Below are 18719 nucleotides of genomic sequence, written 5' to 3' on the forward strand. Positions count from 1 at the left end.
TCCCTCACACATCTATGCAGGCCGGCGGATCATATCCGCCGCCTTCTCGGCGATCATCACCACTGGCGAGGCGGTGTTGCCGGAGACGATGCGCGGCATGATCGAGGCGTCGACGACGCGCAGGCCCTCGACACCGGTCACGCGCAGGTCCGGGCTGACGACGGCGCGGCCGTCGACACCCATCCTACAGGTGCCGACCGGATGAAAGATGGTCGTCGCGATCGAGCCGATCTGGTGCAGCAGGTCCTCGTCCGACTGGTGGGCGAGACCAGGCAGGATTTCTTCCGGATGGAAGCCGGCAAGAGCCTTGGCGGTCATGATGCCGCGCGCCTGGCGCACCGAACGCAGCGCGATCTCGCGGTCGCGCACCGTCGAGAGATAGTTCAGCCGGATTTCCGGCTGCACCGCCAGGTCGCGGGTCGTGGCGTGCACCGAGCCGACGCTCTCGGGCCGCAGATTGCAGACCGACATGGTGATTGCCGGGAACGGGTGCAGCGGGTCGCCCAGCCGGTCGGTAGACAAGGGCTGGACGTGGTACTCCAGGTCCGGCGTCGCCATCGACGGACCGGATTTCGAGAACATGCCGAACTGGCTCGGCGCCATCGACATCGGTCCCGAGCGGCCAAAGGCATATTGCAGCGCGATCTTCGCCTTGCCGCTCAGGCTGTTGGCTAGCGTGTTGAGCGTCAGCGCCGACGACACTTTGTAGACAGTGCGGATCTGCAGATGGTCCTGAAGGTTCTCGCCGACATCGGGGCTGGCGTGAACCACATCGATGCCGAGCGCGGCGAGGCGATCCGGCTCGCCGACCCCGGAAAGCTCCAGCAGTTTCGGCGTGTTAATCGAGCCGGCGGTCAGCAGCACCTCGCTCCTGGCCTTTGCCTCGATGGTTTGGCCGCCGACGCGATAACAAACGCCGATAGCACGCTTGCCCTCGAACAACACCGTCTCGACATGCGCGTTGACGACCAGCCTGAGGTTCGGCCGTCGCAGCGCCGGGCGCAAGAATGCCTTGGCTGTGTTCCAGCGCACGCCCTTGCTCTGGTTGACTTCGAAGAAGCCGGACCCCTCATTGTCGCCGTCGTTAAAATCCTCGCGCGGCATGATGCCGAATTCCTTGGCCGCCTCCTGCACGGTGTTCAGGATCGGCCAGGACAGGCGTTGCCGCGCCACTTTCCATTCGCCGCCGGAACCGTGCAGCTCGGTCTTGCCGCCATGATGGTCCTCGGATTTGAGGAAATAGGGCAGCACATCGTCCCAGCCCCAGCCGACATTGCCCATCTGCCGCCAGCCATCATAGTCCGCCGCCTGTCCCCGCATGTAGATCATGCCGTTGACCGAGGTGCAGCCGCCCAACACCTTGCCCCGGGGATAGACCAGCGAGCGGCCGTTCAGGCCGGCTTCGGGGCAGTCTTCATCATCCAGTCGGTGCGCGGATTGCCGATGCAATAGAGATAGCCGACCGGGATATGCACCCAGTGATAATTGTCGCTGCCGCCGGCCTCGAGCAGCAGCACGCGCGTCGCCGGGTTTTCGCTCAGGCGATTGGCCAGCACGCAGCCGGCGGTGCCTGCGCCGACAATGATGTAGTCGTAGTCGCCATCGAGCCGTTGGGTCATTGCGGTGGTTTACTCGGCGGTGTTCTACTCGGTTCTGCGGCGTGTTCGGCCCAGAACGATCGCAGCGTATCGGCAAGGCCGCAATAGGCGCGATAACGCCTGTTGTAATGGTCCTGCATGGCCGGGTTCGGACGGTAGGCGGCGCTTGACCGGGTCATGGCGTCGACGCCGGCCTCATAGTCGGCGAACAGGCCGGCCGCGACCCCGGCGCCGATCGCCGCACCAAGTGCGCCGGTCTCGCGTGCTTCAGGGACGGTGATCGGCACGCCAAGCCCGTCGGCGAAGATCTGCGGCCAGTGCTCGCTGCGCGAACCGCCGCCGGACAGGACCGCTTTGTCGAAGCTGACACCGGCGTCCTTCAGAACATTGATGTGGCGCCGGTGCTCGAACATCACGCCCTCGAACAGCGCGCGCAGCATATGGCCTTCCCTATGCCAGCCGGCGAGGCCGTAGAAGCCGGCGCGGAACTCCGCCCCTTGTCCCGACCCGTAGAGAAACGGGTGGAACATCGGATCGTCCCAGGTTGGCGTCACCGCGCCGACAGCCGCGTTGCAGTGGCCGAACGGATCGTCATAATGGGCACCGCGCTCGACGAGTTCGCGTACATACCATTCGAGATTGGCGGCCGATGTAGCGCTGGATTCGATGTTGACGAAACGGCCGGGACCGAAGCGCGCCACCATGAAAACATCTGGGTCGACGACCGGCGCGGTGGAGAAGACCTGATTGACCGACCAGGTGCCGGCGATAACAGAGGCTTCGCCGGGACGCACGACGCCGGCTCCCATGGCGCTGGCGACGACGTCGAAATAGCCGGCGATGACCGGCGTGCCTTCCGCCAGTCCGGTCTCTTCAGCCGCTTGTGTGGTGACCGCGCCGGCGATGTCGGCGCTGTCGAGCAATCGAGGCAGTTTGGCTTGCGCATCCTCGATGCCGTAGAGCGCGAGAAGCTCGGAATCATAGACGCCTTCGGGCATGCGGACGAGGCCGCAACCGGACATGTCGGAGACATCGCTGACCCGCTCGCCCGTCAGGCGGTAGGCGATGAAATCCTTGCACAGCATCGCCGTGCCGGTTGCGGCATAAAGGTCGGGCGCATGCTGCTTGACCCAGGCCAGCAAGGTCGGCGTCTGCGCCGGCCACGGCTTTTGCAGGCAGATCGCATGCAGCGCTTCGGCATTGCGCGAGGCCAGCGTCGACGCCAGGCCGGCGGCGCGGGTGTCGAGCGACTGGATGCCGATCAGCGGTTCACCGGCACGGTCGACCAGATAAAGGCCGTTGCCATGGCCGGCGCAACCGATGGCGGCGATTCCGCGGGCATCGATGCCGGCCTGCGCGATGCAGGCGCGGATGGCGTCGCGCGCATCGGCCCACATGCCGCCGAGGTCGCGCTCGACATAGCCGGGTTGCGGCGTCTGCGAACGGCCGGCGACCGCATGCATGGCGAGCTGCCGTCCCGTATGATCGAACAGCACCGCCTTGATGATGGTGTTGCCGGCGTCGAGGCCGAGCAGATAGGCGGCTTGATCAGCCATTGTTGTAGATGTCCCAAGCCTCTTCGCCGCCGGCGTCGTTGTGGATCATCGCCATCAACGCACTCACTACCGCCTTCGGATTGGCATGCTGATAGATGTTGCGGCCATAGACCAGCCCCTTGGCGCCTTGTCTGAGCAGGGCTGACGATTTTGCCAGCACCGTCTTGAGATCGTCCTTGCCGCCGCCACGTACCAGCACCGGCACGCGTGCCGCCTCGACGACGCGGTGGAAATCTTCCGCGTGCTCGGTGGGGTCGGCCTTGATGATGTCGGCGCCCATTTCGGCGGCGAGCCGCACCAGCGTCACGATCTTTTCCGCATCGCCGTCGACCTGGTAGCCGCCTCTGATATCGTTGGGCAGCATGACCAGCGGCTCGATCATCAAGGGCATGCCGTATCGCTGGCAGGCGGCGCGGACCTTGGCGATGTTTTCGACGCATTGGCGAAACAGCTCCGGCTCGTCGGGCAGCATGAACAGATTGACGACGACGCAGGCCGCATCCATTTGCAGCGCGCCGATGATCGGCTCGTCATGGTTCTGCAGCATCGACCACATCACCCGGTGGCGCTGTGCATTGTAAGGGTTGCCCATGTCGATGCGCATGACCAGCGCCGGCTTGTCCTTGTCCGGCCGCGATTGCAGCAGATCGGCCTGGCCATAGGCGAGCTGCAGCGCATCGGGCCCTGCCGCGATCAGCGTGTCGATGACACGTGGCATGTCCTCCAGGCCGATGAGAAACCCCGGTTCATTGCAGACGCCGTGATCGAGCGCCACGTCGAGGCAATTGCCGTTGGTGAACATCCGGTTCATCCGGGCCTTGGCGCTGACTTTCATGTTCTGCTCCTGCGATCGTGCGTTGGTCGAGCATCTCTTGCGAGACGCCGTGATAGGTGTCGAGTTCGGCGATGAGACTTTTTATCTCCTCGTCGCGGTGCGGATCGCTCCAGCCGTGTTCAGCGGCCAGTGCATCGGCGATGCGCTCGATTGATACCGTCGAGATGTCGCCGGCAATGGCAAGCGACGTGCGGCGCAAGACAACATCCGAGAGGCAGGTCACGAACTCATGTCGGGCGAGATAGACGATCTCGGCCGTCGTGGTTTCGGTCCTGTCGTCGAGCCTGATGTCGTCGGAACGACCGAGGCAGAACTGGATGATGTCGCGCGCGCCGCTGCCGTAGCGATCGATGAGATAGGCGGCGCGGTTGGCACTGATCGCGAACTCACCCGCCAGCTCGGTTGCCAGCGATGCCGGATTCTCGGGGAACCCGAGGCCGCCGCCAATCGCCAGGGCCAGCGTACTGCAAACGCGCTCGCGGCCAAGCTCGGCTAGCACGTCATCGCCCGCCTGCTCGGCGAAGGCGCGGAAGGTCGTCCACTTGCCGCCGATCATGCAGAATTGCGGGATGTCGCCGGCAATGCGGTGTACGGAATGGCCGCGCGATATTCGGCCGGTGAAGGCATGATCGCTCTTCGGCAGCGGCCGGATGCCGCTATAGGTGAAGACGACGTCGGCGGCACGGACCGAAATGGACGGGAATACCAACCGCGCCGCCGCCAATATGTAGTCGGTCTCGGCCGGTTCGCAGCGCACGCGCCCGGCTTCGCTGACGCGGATATCCGTCGAGCCGACCAGCACCTTGCCGAGATAGGGAAACATGATGCAGACGCGACCGTCGGCATTCTCGAAGAAAATCATGTGACCGCCGAGCGCACGGTAGAGCGGCTCGTTGTCGAGGATGAGGTGCGAGCCCTTGGTGCCCTCGACCAGGGGCGCCGCGGGCTTTTCGGAGGCGTCGAGCCGGGCGATCGCCGAATCCAGCCATGCGCCGGTCGCATTGACGATCGCCTTGGCGGTCACGGTGAAGCCTTCACCACCCACCGTATCGGTGAGCTCGAAGGAGGAGCCCGCGCGCGCGATCTCGGCGCGATTTAGCGCGAGGCTGTCGGGCGCCAGGCGTGCGGTATCGAGCAGCAATTCGATGCCGAGCCGTTCGGGGTAGCTGATCCAGGCGTCGTAATAGGTAGCGGAAAAGCGCAGTTTGGGATCGAGCGTCGGCCATTGCGCGAAGGTCGCCCTGGCGCCACGGAAACTGTGGCGCGGCAGCACCCGGCGCTTGCGCGTCGTCCAGTCGTAGAGCGCGAGGCCTGCCTTGATCGCCAGCGCGCCGCGGCTGGAAGGCGTTTCCGAAAGCCCGAGAAAGCCTGCCGCGCCGTTCATCAGCCCGGAGAAGACGGAGCGGATCGGAATTGTCGTCGGCAGCGGCCGCACCATATGCGGCGCATTGGCCAGCAGCGCGTCGCGTTCGCGCAGCGATTCCTGCACCAGGCCGAACTCGCCATTCTCGAGATAGCGCAGGCCGCCATGGATCATGCGCGAGGATGCCGCACTGCAGCCCGAACAGAAATCGTTGCGTTCGACCAGCAGAACTCGGAGACCCTGCAGCGCCAGTTCGCGGAAAACGCCGATGCCGTTTATGCCGCCGCCCATGACAACGACATCGAACGCGCCGTTGCGGCGGATCGTGTCGAGGATGACGGTTCTCTGATCAGGCATGGCTTTGCCGGGCAAGGTTGGGCCGTTCTGCCGTCCGGTGGACGGCAGCTCAACTTGGTTCGGGTTACTGGTGGCGGTCAGGCGTCGAGATTGGTCAGATGGCGGCTGGCGGCCTCACTGATCTGGTTGATCTCCTGTCCCGACAATTTGATGCGGCCGGCCTGCGCGTTTTCCCTGGCTTGCTGCGGGCTGCGCGCGCCGCAGAGTGAGAAGGCGATGCCGGGCTGCTGCAGCGTCCAGGCGATGACCACCTGCGCCTCGCTGGCGCCGTGCGCCTCGGCACTCGGCTTGATCGCTTCCATCAGCGCTGCCACCTTGCGGCGGTTGGGCTGCGAGAAGCGCGGATTGTCCTTGCGCTGGTCGTCGCCGGTAAAGAGGCGGTCGGGACCGATCTTGCCCGAGAGCAGACCGAGCGCCAGCGACGAATAGCTGAGCACCGACACGTTGTTCCGGGCGCAGAAGGGCAAGAGATCCTGTTCCATGTCACGCGCAACCATGCTGTATTCCTGCTGGACCGCATCGAGTTGGCCGGCCGCGAGATAGGCCTTCACATCGGCGACGCTGACATTGCTGGCGCCGATGGAGCGGATCTTGCCCTGGGTCTTGAGGCGGTCGAGCGCTTCCATCGTTTCAGTGACCGGCGTGGTCGGATCCTGCCAGTGGGTGATGTAGTGGTCGATATGGTCGGTGCCGAGGCGGCGCAGGCTCTGCTCGACTTCGTAGACGACAGAGTCGGCACCGAGATAGCGATGCACCGGCGCGCCGTCATAGTCGAAGAAGTGGTTGCCCTTCTTGGTATGCCAGACCAGCCCAAGCTTGGTGGCAAGGACGACCTTGTCACGGCGACCCTTTATCGCCTTGCCGACGATTTCCTCCGACAGGCCTTGGCCATAGGCAGGCGCGGTGTCGATCAGCGAAACGCCTTCGTCGATCGAGGCGCGGATGGTGTCGATGGATTGCGCCTCGTCGGTGCCGCCCCACATCCAGCCGCCAATGGCCCAGGTGCCAAGGCCGATTGCGGAGGCGGATATTCCCGACGCGCCAATGGTGCGCGTCAACATTTCAGGCGACATTGCGTATGCTCCCCGCATTGCTCAGGACTGCATTGGCCGTCTCTTCGTCGACGACCAGTGATTTGAGATAGTTGCCGCGAAGCGCGGCACGGATCGGCCAGATCTTTTCGGCGCCGCTGGCCACCCCCATCACCGACCGGCAGCGGCCAAGTTCCGAAGGCGCCAGCGCTACCAGGCGGTCATTGGGCGGGTAGTCGGCCAGCGCGCCGTCGTCGCGGATCAGATGCGCAAGGAACTCGCCGACCGCGCCGCTGGCGGCGAGTTTTTCGCGGTCGGGATCGAGGCCTGGGTGGAGGTCGTAGTAGCTCGATCCCGGCGTCTGAATCGACCCGACGCCGACCAGCGCGATCGCCGCCATGCGCGCCAGGTCGAAGATCTCGCGCACCGAGGCCATGTCCAGCAGGAGATCGCGCTGCTCGCGGCTTTCGGCAAAGAGTGGCGCATGCAAGAGCATGCTGGTGCCGCCGAGGCGTTCGGCCAGCCGCGTCGCCAGATGGTTGACGTCGGTATAGTGCTTGCCCTGGACGCCGCCGGTCAGCGGCACGACGGTGACGTCGAAGGCGCGCTCGGGCTGCAGGTTTTCGACCAGCGCGCTGATCGCCTTGCCGCCGGTAATGGCGATGACGTCGCCGTCGCGCAAGGTCTCGAGCAACTGGTTGGCCGCCGCGCGCCCCACCTGCTGCAGCGTGCTGTCGGGACTGCCGGCCACGGTCGGCGTCACGATCGCGGCTGCCAGTTGCGCGACCTCGATCAGCTGCTTTTCGATGTCGACAAGGCGCTGGAACGGGCTCTCGACCGCGATCCTCAGCATGCCGAGCTTGCGCCCTTGCGCGATCAGCCGATTGACTTTCGACGCCGAAAGGTTGAGCGCCGCCGCAATGTCGTTCTGCTTCATGCCGTCGACGAAGTGCAGCACCAGAACGGTGTGGATCTGCCGGATCGCCTCGAAATCTTCCCTGCCGTCCGCCATCTCAGCCCCGCCGCTTGTTGAAGTAGTAATCGGCGGTGACCGCCGTCAGCAGAATGGACCCGCGGATGATGTCCTGCCAATAGACGGACACGTCGAGCAGAGCGAGCGAGCTTGAAACGACGGAGAGCAGGATGGTGCCAAGGATGGCGCCGAGAATGGTGCCGGAGCCACCAGTGAGGCTGGCGCCGCCGATCACCGCGGCGGCGATGACGTTCAGCTCCATGCCGGCGCCGAAGGTCGGCTGGGCCGAGCCGAAACGGGCCATGTAGATCACGCCGGCAAAGCCGCACAGGGTCGAGCAGAGCGTCGTCGTCAGGAACACGACCTTCTTGGTACGGATGCCGGAATAGGCGGCGGCCTTCTCATTGCTGCCGGTGTAGAAGACTTTGCGAAACATCGTCGTGCGGCGCAGCATGAAGTCGGACACGATGACGAAGACGATGAAGATGATGATGACGACCGGAATGCCGCCAATGGCGCCCTGGCCGATGAATTTGAACTCGGGCGGCAGGGTATAGAGCCCGAGCGGGCGGCCGCCGGTGCCGAGCAGGCAGAGCCCGCGCGCAATCACCATCACGGCCAGAGAGACGATGAAGTGGTGCAATCCCACCCTGGTGACGAAGAAGCCCATAAAGGCGCCGATGCCTGCACAGGCCGCTATTGCAATCAATGATGCCAGCCAGGGGTCGACGCCGCCGAGGAAGAGCAGGCCGGCAATGACCATGGCGAGTGCGGTGACCGAACCGACCGAAAGGTCGATGCCGCCTGAGATCAGAAGGATCGTCATGCCGACGACGACGATGCCTTCGACCGCGAAGGCCATCGCCATCGCCCGCATGTTGTCCCAGGTCAGGAAGTACGGCGATGCGAACGACATAACCGCAAAGAGCACGGCGATGATGAGGATCAGACCGGTCTCGCGCATCCTGATCAGGCCGCCAAGCCTTTCACCGAACCCGATGCGGGCCGGCGGCGTCACGCTGTCCATGCTTTCCCCCACGATGCTCATGCGGCGCTCCGTTGCCGGCCGTCATCGGCAAGCGATGCCAGGACCATGATGTTTTCTTCGGTCATTTCCGCGCCGGTGACCTCGCCGGTGATGCGTCCCTCGCGTACGATCAGCACCCGGTCGCAGACACCGATCAGTTCCGGCAGTTCCGACGAGATGACCACGATGCCGACGCCGTCGCGCGCCAGCTTGCGCAGGATCCGGTGGATTTCGGCCTTGGCGCCGACATCGACGCCGCGCGTCGGCTCGTCGAGGAAGATCACTTTCGGGTCGACCGACAGCATCTTGGCGATCGCCACCTTCTGCTGGTTGCCACCCGAGAGCGTCGAAACCGGCTGGCCGACGTGGCCGCATTTCAGCGACAGCTGCCTGCCGATGGTTTCCGCCCGCTGCTTCTCGTGGCGGTCGTTGATGAGGCCGAAGCGCGTCGAGATCCGATCCACCGCCAGCGCCGAGATGTTGGCGGCGATCGACATGTCGAGGAACAAGCCGTCGCCCTTGCGGTCCTCGGAGAGGTAGACGATGCCGGCGGCGATGCTGTCGCCATAATGGGCCAGCGACAGCGGCTTGCCATGCAGGCTGACATTGCCGGTCACCTGACCCTCCAGCCGGCAGATACCCCGAACGATCTCGCTGCGACCGGCGCCGATCAGGCCGCCAATGCCGAGGATTTCGCCCTTGCGCAACTGGAAGCTGATGTCGCGGAAGGTGGTCGTCTCGCAGAGGTTGCTGACCTCGAGCAGAATTTCCTCGGACTGCTCGTCGCCGCGCAGCTTCTCGGGATAGAGGCTGTCGATGACGCGGCCGACCATGGACGCCACGACCTGTTCTGGCGTCGTCGCCGATATGTCGAGCGTGGTGATGTACTGGCCGTCGCGCAGCACCGTGACGCGGTCGCAGTTTTCGAAGATTTCGGCCATGCGGTGCGAGATGTAGATGATGCCGATGCCTTCGCCGGCAAGCTGGTGGATGATCTCGAACAGCTTCTTGGCCTCGCGCTCGGTCAGCGCGGCGGTCGGCTCGTCGAAGATGAGGATGCGGCAATCGAGCGTCAGCGCCTTGGCGATCTCGACCAGCTGCTGCTGGGAGATCGACAGGCTGCGCACCATCGCGGTCGGATCGATGTTGCCAAGTCGCGCCAGGATGGCTGTCGCACGTTTCTCGAGGTCGCGGTAATTCATCAGCAGCGCCTTGCTGGCGTTGGTGATCGACATGAAGATGTTTTCGGCCACCGAGACATCGGGGCAGAGCGCGATCTCCTGATGAACGAAGCCGATGCCGAGCTTTTGCGCCGCCAGCGGCGAGGGGATCGAAACGGAGCGGCCATCGATCTGGATGTCGCCGCTGTCGGGCGGCAGTATGCCGTCGATCACCTTCATCAACGTCGACTTGCCGGCGCCGTTCTCGCCGGCAATGGCGTGGATTTCGGCGGCGCGCAGCTCGAAACCAACATCGCGCAACGCACGGACAGGGCCGAACGATTTGCGGAGGCCGGATATTTTGAGGAGGGCCGGGATTTCCACTTGTGTGCTCACCTGCTCAGGGAGGGATAAGGCAACCGCGCCGGATGGCGCGATTGCCTGATGGACGCGATTAGCTGGGATCGCGGCCCTGCATGTACTTGTTCAGGTCGAACGAGTCGGCATTCTCCTTGGTGATGACGGCAAAGCCGTTATCGGCGAAGGGGATGCTCATCGGGTTGTGGCCCGACGTCTTGTAGTCGTTGAACGGGTCGATCAGTTCCGGATGCGCCGCCATGAAGGTGGCGACGAAGCCGAGATAACCCTGCATTCCCTGGTTCGGGCTCAGCGCCATGTGGATGTTGCCGGCCTTGATCTGCTCTAGCGTCGCCGGGGTGATGTCGGCGTGCATGATCAGCACCTTGGCCTTGGCTTCGAGAACGGCCGCGACCGCGCCTTCGGCTGAACCGGCTTCCGGAATCCAAAGCGCCTTGAGGTTCGGGTTGGCTTGCAGCATCGAGGCCACCGCCTTGTTGGCGACATTGGCGTCCTGGTTAGAGGCCTGGCGTCCGACCAGCTTCATCTTCGGATAGTTCTTGGCGAGATAGTCGATTAAGGCGGTGACGCGCAGATCGTGGTTGCTCTGGCCGGGGTTCTCAAGCACGCCATATTCGGCGTCGTCGCCGACCTGCTTGACGATCTCCTCGGCGGCAAACTTGGCTTCCGCCAGATTGTCCGAGGTGATGTAGGAGACGCGCTTGGATTTTGGCGAGTCGGCGGCGAAGGTGACGACGGTGGTGCCGTTCTCGATGGCGCGGTTGATCGGCTCGATGAACGGATCGGCCTGCATCGGGTGCAGCAGCACGCCGGCCGGCTTCTTGATCAGATCCTGTTCGAAGGAAGCGATCTGCTTGGCGATGTCATAGTCCGGCGTGCCCGAAAACACTGTCTTGCAGCCCATCGCCGCAGCCGCCTGCTTGAAGCCCTGATAGACCGGCACCCAATAGGGATGCGCGGAGACCATGACGTTCATCACGTAGGTCTCATCCGGCTTGCACTGAAACTTGCTCTCTGCCGACGCTGGCATCGCCAGGGTCAACGTCATCACGGCGGCGCTCAGCGCGCCCACCAGCCCAATCCTGTTCATTCTCTCCTCCGGGTTCCCCGACGATGAAAGCCTCGTCGCATCAGCTTTGCAAGAAATTTCATAAAATGAAATCTCTGGCGGGGTTGAATACGGCGGGATTTGTGCCATGTCAATGATGGCGAACGAAATTTCAGTATGTGAAATATCTTGCAGGTAGAGTGGGGTGGATGCGAAGTCGGCGTTATCGCCAAGCGGTTGCATCATTAGTGCCCGTGACGAGCGACCTGAACACAGGACGTCCGATCTCGGCGTCTGGATGATTAGGGGGCCAGCTCTGTTTTCTCATAAGATACAATTCTTGCGTGTTGAAGCAACGCCGGAGTTCTCCTATCGTCGCCGCAATTTTCGGGGGAATTCGACATGCCTTTCCTGATTGCTATTCTCGGCGTGCTGGGAGCCGGGGCGTTCTGGTGGTATCGCATGAAGGCCATGAACGAAGCCGCGCGCGAGGTCGCCGACGTCGTCGGCCGCGTCCAGGGCAACATAAGGCGCAAGAAGCTGCGCAAGCAGGCGGCGCTGTCGCCGCTGACGGCGATCGACGATCCGGTGGTGGCGGCGGCAACGCTGATCACCGCACTGGCAGCGGAGCACGGCCCGATCCTGCCGAAGCGTGAAACGGTCATCCGCGAGGTGATCTCGCAGATTGCGGACAACCAGAAGAAGACCGATGAAGCCGTCGTCTACGCCAAATGGGCCGCGGCGCAGATCGACGACCCGACGATCGTCATCGACAAACTGGCGCCCTTCCTGCGCGAGCGCCTCGATCCGCATGAGCGCGAAGATCTGCTGCAGATGCTGGATCGTGTTGCCAAGAGCGGCGAGCAGAGTTTCAAGGTCGCCGACCAACGCATGCTGCGACTGCGGCAGAAGCTGGGTTTCGAGGTCAACTGAGAAACAGCCCGGGCGCATGTCATTCTGGATAGCGAGCGTGGTAGGATCGGCTGCCGCTTACCTTATCGGCTCTACGCCTGCCGGCTATCTGGCGGGGAAACTGCTTAAGGGCATCGATATCCGGGAGCACGGCTCCAAGCCCACCGGTGCGACAAATGTATTGCGCACACTCGGGAAATGGCCAGCATTGGTGGTGCTTCTGGTGGACGTGCTGAAAGGGGCGGCAGCGGTCATCTTTGCCCGTTGGTTTTGTTTCTGGTCTTCCGCAACGCCGCCGTCGGCAATATCTGATATGCCCGTTTGGGCTCCTCGGGTTGTATGCCTGGCCGGACTCGCTGTTTTGCTTGGGCATAGCCGTTCGATCTGGCTGAATTTCACCGGCGGCAAATCGGCTGCGACGGGGTTGGGTGTTTTGTTGGCGATGTCCTGGGGTAGTGTGCTGAGAGTTCTGCAAATTCGCTGAGAGAGGGCGGTCATGGCAGGCTGGTGATGTTCAACGTCACCGATTCCTGGAAGGAACGCCACCATGACCAAGACAGAAGGTAAATCGACCAGCGCTGCCGTCAAAGACATTCTGCTTTCGAACCCGGAGGGGCTGCACGAAGTGATCCGTGCGGTAATGCAGGAGGTTCTCGAGGCCGAGATGGAGGAGGCGCTGGGTGCTTCGAAGGGCGAACGCACGCCTGAGCGCCTTGGGTATCGCTCGGGTTACTACGGCCGCACCCTGGTCACCCGGGTGGGCAAGCTTGAGCTGCGGGTTCCACAGGACCGGGCGGGTCACTTCTCCACCGAACTGTTCGAGCGCTACCAGCGTTCGGAGCGGGCCTTGGTGGCGACGCTTGCGGAGATGTATGTGCAGGGCGTGTCGACCCGCAAGGTCAAGGCGATCACGGAAGAGCTGTGCGGTCATGCGTTCTCGGCTTCGTCGATCTCGGCCATCAACAAGCGCTTGGACGAGAGCCTGAAGGCGTTTGCCGAACGACCGCTTCAGGAGCCATTCCCCTACCTCATTCTCGATGCCCGCTACGAGAAAGTGCGCGAAGCCGGCATCGTGATGAGCCAGGCGGTGCTGATCGCGGTCGGCATCGACTGGGACGGAAGGCGCCAGATCCTGGCCGTGGAGATGGCCAATCGCGAGAGCCGCTCGGCCTGGAAGGACTTCCTCGTCGGCTTGAAACGACGCGGTCTCAAGGGCGTCGAACTGGCCGTGTCCGACGACCATGCCGGCCTGGTCGCGGCGATCGGCGAGGTGATCCCGGAAGCAGCATGGCAGCGCTGCTACGTCCACTTCCTCAGGAACGCGCTCGATCACCTGCCCAGGAAGCACGGCGACGATTGTCTGCAGGAACTGCGCTGGCTCTACGACCGGCGCGATCTCGCCGAGGCCAAGGCCGATCTCGCCGCGTGGCTGTCCAAATGGTCCGCCCGCTACCCGCGGCTGACCACCTGGGCGGAAGAAGCCATAGAACAGACGCTGACTTTCTTCCGGCTGCCGCGTCAGCATCACAAGCACCTCAAGTCCACCAACATGCTTGAACGGCTCAACGAGGAAATCCGCCGGCGCACCTATGTCGTGCGCATCTTCCCGAACGCCGAAAGCTGCCTGCGCCTGGTCAGGGCGCTGGCCGTCGAAACCAACGAAAACTGGATGGAGGCCAACCGCTATATCAACATGGATGATCTGCGCGAGCACAAGAAGCTCGCTCTACGCCAAGCCGCATGACCAGTTTCATGATCGCCCATTTTGCAGAACTTGACGCACACAACCTGTCCTGGCCTGTGGGTCTAGGCGCGGCGACGGCATTTGCCGTGGTGTTGGCAGTTTCCCGAATTGTGTCCCTGAGTTCGATGCTGGCGGCGCTCACCGCGATCGCCCTCGTCGGCGGCATGGAACAACCATTGCCCTACCGGTTGCTGGTCATCGCCGGCGGCATCTACGTGATCGTGCGCCACCGCGCCAACATTGCGCGGCTGATGTCAGGAGCCGAGCCGCGTCTATGACAAAGCGGCACTCATTCCCGGTCTAAATCGCCTCACCCTTGAGCAGCCGTGGTGTGCCGTTGGACAACCCCGACGCCTGGCGGATGAAGAACTCCTTCAGCCTGGGCATCCGTTCGACAAGGCCGAGGCCTATGTCGCGGAGCTGGCGCAGCGGGCCGATGTCGTTGGAAAACAGCCGGTTCAGCACATCTGTGGTGACGCCCATCTGCACGGTGTCGAAGCGGCGCCATTGCTGGTAACGCTCGAGCACGTCGAGCGCGCCGATATCCTGTCCCAAGCGATCGGCCTCGACCACCACTTCGGCAAGGGCCGCCACATCCTTGAAGCCGAGATTGAGGCCCTGGCCGGCGATCGGGTGGATGCCGTGCGCGGCGTCGCCGGCAAGTGCTACGCGCGGGGCGACGAAGGCGCGCGCGATGGTCAGGCCGAGCGGCCAGGCGCGCGGCTTGTCGGTGACGCGGATTTCGCCGAGCTTCAGGCCGAAGCGCAATTCAAGCTCCTGCTCGAAGACGAGGTCGTCGCCCGAGACCAGCTTTTCGGCATCCTCGGAACGTTCGACCCAGACCAGCGACGAACGGTTGGTGCCGTCCTCGGTCGGCTTGAGCGGCAGCGTTGCAAACGGGCCGGCCGGCAGAAAATGCTCTTCGGCGCGGCCATTGTGCGGGCGCTCATGCGCCACCGTGCAGACGATGCCGGACTGGCCATATTCCCATTTCACCGTCTTGATGCCGGCCATGTCGCGCAATTTGGAATTGACGCCGTCGGCGGCGACCAGCAGCCGCGCCTCAATCGCCGCGCCGTCGGCCAGATGCACGGTGATGCCGGCGCCATTGCCGTCGAACGATGCGACCGCGACACCTTCGATGATGTCGATGCCGAGCTTTTGCGCGCGGCGGCGCAAGGCGCCGTTCAGGTCCTTGTTGGCGACCATGTGGGCGAACGGTTCGCCCGGCGCGACCTCGCCATCGAAGGTGAGAAACACCGGACGCACCGGATCGGCGGTGCGCGAATCGGTGACGATCATCTCGGTGATCGCCTGCGATTGCCCGACGATTTCCTGCCAGACGCCGAGCTGGTCGAGCATGCGGCAGGCGGCGGCGGCGATCGCCGAGGCGCGGCCATCCTTTTGCCAGACGCCGGGGGGCGCGGCATCGACGACGGCGACAGCCAGGCCCGGCCGCGCCTGTTTCAGCGACACTGCGGCCGCGAGGCCGACATAGCCGGCGCCAGCGACCAGCACGTCGAGCGGGGTTTTTGCGTCCGTGTTGCGGTTCGCCATGTCAATTCCTTTCGAAGTCTCGACCATCCCCGCCCACTGGGGCATTCCGGCCTTGACTGCCCGCCATTCCTGTCGGAAACCGCCATAGCATCTTACGGCGAGGTCACGAAGCATGACGGCGGCCATGGACGAGCTTCTCAGCATTCTCGACCTCGAGCAGCTGGAACACAATCTGTACCGTGGTCGCAGTCCCAAGCTCGACTGGCAGCGCGTTTTCGGCGGCCAGACCATCGCCCAGGCGCTGGTCGCCGCGCAGCGCACCGTCGAGCCCGAGCGCCACGTGCATTCGCTGCACGGCTATTTCATGCGGCCCGGCGACACCAAGGTGCCGATCGTCTACGAGGTCGACCGCATCCGCGATGGCGGCTCCTTCACCACGCGGCGCGTGGTGGCGATCCAGCACGGCCAGGCGATCTTTTCGCTGGAAGCCTCGTTCCAGCAGGATGAGGTTGGCCTTGAGCATCAGCTGCCGATGCCGCGCGACGTGCCGCCGCCCGACAGCCTGTTGTCGCAGCGCGAATTGCTGGGCAAGTTCGGCGAGGCGGTGCCGGACGGCATCAAGCGCTATTGGGAGCGTGACCGGCCGATTGAGATGAAGCCGGTGATGCTGGAGCATTACACCAGCCGCGAAAAGCTGGAGCCGCAGCAGAACATCTGGATCCGCACCACCGGCCCGGTGCCGGCCGACCGCGGCATCCAGGCGGCGGTGCTTGCCTACCTCTCCGACATGACGCTGCTCGACACCTCGACCTTGCGCACGGCCGCGCCATTTTCGACCGCGACATCCAGGCGGCGAGCCTCGACCATGCGATGTGGTTCCATCGCAGCCATCCGCTCGATGACTGGATCCTATACACGCAGGACAGCCCCTCGACGCAGGGGTCGCGCGGCTTCACCCGCGGCTCGCTGTTTGCCCGCGACGGCACGCTGATCGCCTCGGTTGCCCAGGAAGGCCTGATCCGGCTGAAACGGCCGCCTGCCGAATAGGCATTTTCGAAAAATTGCCTACTTTTTAATCAGTGACTGTCCGTTGACAGTGCGCACCGTGCCGCCGGGACTCGAGCAATCCGTTTATTTACAATGAGTTAACACCCTGCTTCGGCAACTGGCACGGAGCTTGAATCCTGTTGGGCACTCTCCGGGCTTTTTGGGATCGGTGAAGGTGTGCAAACGCGGGGGACCGCAACAGCAAAGGGTGAAACCTTATGAAAATCGTGATGGCAATCATCAAGCCGTTCAAGCTCGACGAGGTGCGCGAAGCGCTCACCGCCGTCGGCATCCAGGGCCTGACCGTCACCGAAGTCAAAGGCTACGGGCGTCAGAAGGGACACACGGAAATCTATCGCGGGGCGGAATACGCGGTCAGTTTCCTGCCGAAAATCAAGATCGAAGTCGCGGTCAGCACAGACCTGGTCGACAAGGCCGTCGAAGCCATCACGGCGGCGGCCAAGACCGGCCAGATCGGCGACGGCAAGATCTTCGTCTTCGGCATCGATCAGGCGGTGCGCATCCGTACCGGCGAAACAGACACCGACGCACTTTGAGCGGCGAACACGTATTCCAATGGAGAGTTCAATGAATATACCTTCCACCTTGAAGTCAGTGGCGCGCTCCGCGCTGCTGGGCTCCTTAGCGCTCGGAGCATTGGGCACGGTTGCTGCCTTCGCGCAGGAGGCGGCTCCCGCCGTCGCGGCGGCAGCGCCAGCAGCGCCGGCTTTTACCGTCGACAAGGGCGACACCACGTGGATGATGATTTCCACCGTGCTGGTGCTGTTGATGACCATTCCCGGCCTTGCGCTTTTCTACGGCGGCCTGGTTCGTACCAAGAACATGCTGTCGGTGCTGATGCAGGTCTTCACCATCACCAGCGTGGTCATGATCATCTGGGTCTTCTACGGCTACAGCCTCGCCTTCACCCCGGGCAACGCCTTCGTCGGCGGCCTTTCGAAGATGTTTCTCTCCGGCGTCAACGTATCAACGCTTTCGGAAACCTTCAGCAAGGGCGTCGCCATTCCTGAACTGGTGTTCGTCGTCTTCCAGATGACCTTCGCCTGCATCACGCCCGCCCTGATCGTCGGCGCATTCGCCGAACGCGTCAAATTCTCCGCCTTGATCCTTTTCGTTATCCTATGGGTGACGTTAATCTACTTCCCGATCGCGCACATGGTCTGGTTCTGGGGCGGCCCGAGCGCCTATGCCGACCCGTCCGGCCTGATCTTCAGCTTCGGCGCCATCGACTTCGCCGGCGGCACGGTCGTTCACATCAATGCGGGCATTGCCGGTCTCGTCGGCGCGCTGATGATCGGCAAGCGCATCGGCTACAAGAAGGACATCATGGCGCCGCACTCGATGACGCTGACCATGGTCGGCGCTTCATTGCTGTGGGTCGGCTGGTTCGGCTTCAACGCCGGTTCGAACCTCGAAGCGAACGCCTATGCGGTGCTGGCGATGATCAACACCTTCGTCGCCACGGCGGCGGCGGCAGTGGCCTGGATCGTGCTTGAATCGCTGCTGCGCGGCAAAGCCTCCATGCTCGGCGCTGTTTCGGGCGCGGTCACCGGCCTCGTCGCGATTACGCCGGCTGCAGGTTTTGCCGGCCCGATGGGCGCTATCGTGCTTGGCATCGTTGCCACCTTCGTCTGCTACTTCTTCGTCTCGGTGGTGAAGAACACGTTCGACTATGATGACAGCCTCGATGTCTTCGGCGTCCACTGCGTCGGTGGCATCATCGGTGCGCTAGGCACTGGCATTCTGGTCAATCCCGCCCTCGGCGGCGCCGGCATCGTCGACTATTCGACGGCCGACTTCGCCGCCGGCTATGCCGGCACGGCCACGCAGCTCCTGGCGCAGGGCAAAGGCGTCCTGGTAACCCTGCTGTGGTCGGGCATCGGCAGCGCAATCCTCTACAAGGTCGTCGACTTGATCATCGGTCTGCGTCCGACAGCCGACGCCGAGCGCGAAGGCCTCGACCTGACTTCGCATGGCGAAGCGGCCTACCACTCGTAAGCCTTGCGGGGCGGCTCGGCCGCCCCGCATTCTCCCATCCCGTCGTGACGCTCCCGAAAGGAGTTCACGCTTTGAGGCCCGGGTCATTCCGGGCCTCTCTTTTTGGCAACCGTGCTGGCAGGCCTCGGTCCCTGCGCAATCACGTTCTAGTGATGGCCGCCGGCGGGGAGACGT

General features: G+C 63.6%; 14 protein-coding genes and 3 pseudogenes. 7 read left to right on the plus strand and 10 right to left on the minus strand.

Annotated features, from left to right (window positions below; genetic code table 11):
• Nucleotides 1-12 precede the first annotated feature (12 nt).
• From NLY33_RS06600 to NLY33_RS06640, 9 genes and pseudogenes are all read right to left on the minus strand, one after another.
• A pseudogene (locus NLY33_RS06600) lies at nucleotides 13-1619 on the minus strand (GMC family oxidoreductase).
• Complete coding sequence (locus NLY33_RS06605; protein ID WP_023706717.1) at nucleotides 1616-3154, minus strand: FGGY-family carbohydrate kinase; 1539 nt, start codon at nucleotides 3152-3154, stop codon at nucleotides 1616-1618. Before NLY33_RS06605 ends, NLY33_RS06600 begins: the two are co-directional and overlap by 4 nt.
• Entirely contained in the window at nucleotides 3147-3989 is an 843-nt protein-coding gene (locus tag NLY33_RS06610) for a class I fructose-bisphosphate aldolase (RefSeq protein WP_023709349.1), read from the minus strand. The genes NLY33_RS06605 and NLY33_RS06610 overlap by 8 nt, the downstream gene beginning before the upstream one ends.
• A complete protein-coding gene (locus tag NLY33_RS06615; RefSeq protein ID WP_023708764.1) occupies nucleotides 3901-5709 on the minus strand; it encodes a glycerol-3-phosphate dehydrogenase/oxidase in 1809 nt (602 codons plus the stop codon). Before NLY33_RS06615 ends, NLY33_RS06610 begins: the two co-directional genes overlap by 89 nt.
• 77 nt (nucleotides 5710-5786) lie before the next feature.
• Nucleotides 5787-6782: an aldo/keto reductase gene (locus NLY33_RS06620; RefSeq protein WP_023706714.1), complete on the minus strand. Its 996-nt coding sequence runs from the start codon at nucleotides 6780-6782 to the stop codon at nucleotides 5787-5789.
• Nucleotides 6772-7752 carry a sugar-binding transcriptional regulator gene (locus NLY33_RS06625; protein ID WP_023706713.1) on the minus strand — a complete coding sequence of 327 codons (981 nt, stop codon included), beginning with the start codon at nucleotides 7750-7752 and terminating at the stop codon, nucleotides 6772-6774. The genes NLY33_RS06620 and NLY33_RS06625 overlap by 11 nt, the downstream gene beginning before the upstream one ends.
• 1 nt (nucleotide 7753) lies before the next feature.
• A complete protein-coding gene (locus tag NLY33_RS06630; protein WP_031196674.1) occupies nucleotides 7754-8740 on the minus strand; it encodes an ABC transporter permease in 987 nt (328 codons plus the stop codon).
• A 17-nt stretch (nucleotides 8741-8757) separates the two neighbouring features.
• A complete protein-coding gene (locus NLY33_RS06635) occupies nucleotides 8758-10284 on the minus strand; it encodes a sugar ABC transporter ATP-binding protein (RefSeq protein WP_023706711.1) in 1527 nt (508 codons plus the stop codon).
• A 70-nt stretch (nucleotides 10285-10354) separates the two neighbouring features.
• The gene (locus NLY33_RS06640) at nucleotides 10355-11326 is read right to left on the minus strand and encodes a substrate-binding domain-containing protein (RefSeq protein ID WP_050587743.1); all 972 of its coding nucleotides are present in this window, start codon (nucleotides 11324-11326) and stop codon (nucleotides 10355-10357) included.
• Nucleotides 11327-11728: 402 nt separating this feature from the next.
• Between NLY33_RS06640 and NLY33_RS06645 the strand changes: the two genes are divergently transcribed.
• From NLY33_RS06645 to NLY33_RS06660, 4 genes and pseudogenes are all read left to right on the plus strand, one after another.
• Nucleotides 11729-12259, plus strand: coding sequence for a hypothetical protein (locus tag NLY33_RS06645; RefSeq protein WP_023706709.1), 531 nt, complete (start codon nucleotides 11729-11731; stop codon nucleotides 12257-12259).
• A 16-nt stretch (nucleotides 12260-12275) separates the two neighbouring features.
• On the plus strand, nucleotides 12276-12722 hold the full coding sequence (locus NLY33_RS06650) for a glycerol-3-phosphate acyltransferase (protein ID WP_023706708.1): 447 nt from the start codon (nucleotides 12276-12278) through the stop codon (nucleotides 12720-12722).
• A gap of 63 nt (nucleotides 12723-12785) precedes the next feature.
• Entirely contained in the window at nucleotides 12786-13982 is a 1197-nt protein-coding gene (locus tag NLY33_RS06655) for an IS256 family transposase (protein WP_023700062.1), read from the plus strand.
• Nucleotides 13983-14026: 44 nt separating this feature from the next.
• Nucleotides 14027-14260 (plus strand): annotated as a pseudogene (locus NLY33_RS06660) (glycerol-3-phosphate acyltransferase); the annotation flags it as partial.
• 22 nt (nucleotides 14261-14282) lie between these two features.
• Here NLY33_RS06660 and NLY33_RS06665 read toward each other — a convergent pair.
• Nucleotides 14283-15539 carry a ubiquinone biosynthesis hydroxylase gene (locus tag NLY33_RS06665; protein ID WP_023705021.1) on the minus strand — a complete coding sequence of 419 codons (1257 nt, stop codon included), beginning with the start codon at nucleotides 15537-15539 and terminating at the stop codon, nucleotides 14283-14285.
• A gap of 112 nt (nucleotides 15540-15651) precedes the next feature.
• Between NLY33_RS06665 and tesB the strand changes: the two are divergent.
• The 3 genes and pseudogenes from tesB (at nucleotide 15652) to NLY33_RS06680 (ending at nucleotide 18545) form a co-directional block, all read left to right on the plus strand.
• Nucleotides 15652-16526 (plus strand): annotated as a pseudogene (gene tesB / locus NLY33_RS06670) (acyl-CoA thioesterase II).
• Between the two features lie 218 nt (nucleotides 16527-16744).
• Nucleotides 16745-17083, plus strand: coding sequence for a P-II family nitrogen regulator (locus tag NLY33_RS06675; protein ID WP_023670499.1), 339 nt, complete (start codon nucleotides 16745-16747; stop codon nucleotides 17081-17083).
• Between the two features lie 13 nt (nucleotides 17084-17096).
• The gene (locus NLY33_RS06680) at nucleotides 17097-18545 is read left to right on the plus strand and encodes an ammonium transporter (protein WP_373420142.1); all 1449 of its coding nucleotides are present in this window, start codon (nucleotides 17097-17099) and stop codon (nucleotides 18543-18545) included.
• Nucleotides 18546-18719 lie beyond the last annotated feature (174 nt).

It is taken from the genome of Mesorhizobium sp. C432A (assembly GCF_030323145.1).
In the GTDB taxonomy this organism is placed as follows: domain Bacteria; phylum Pseudomonadota; class Alphaproteobacteria; order Rhizobiales; family Rhizobiaceae; genus Mesorhizobium.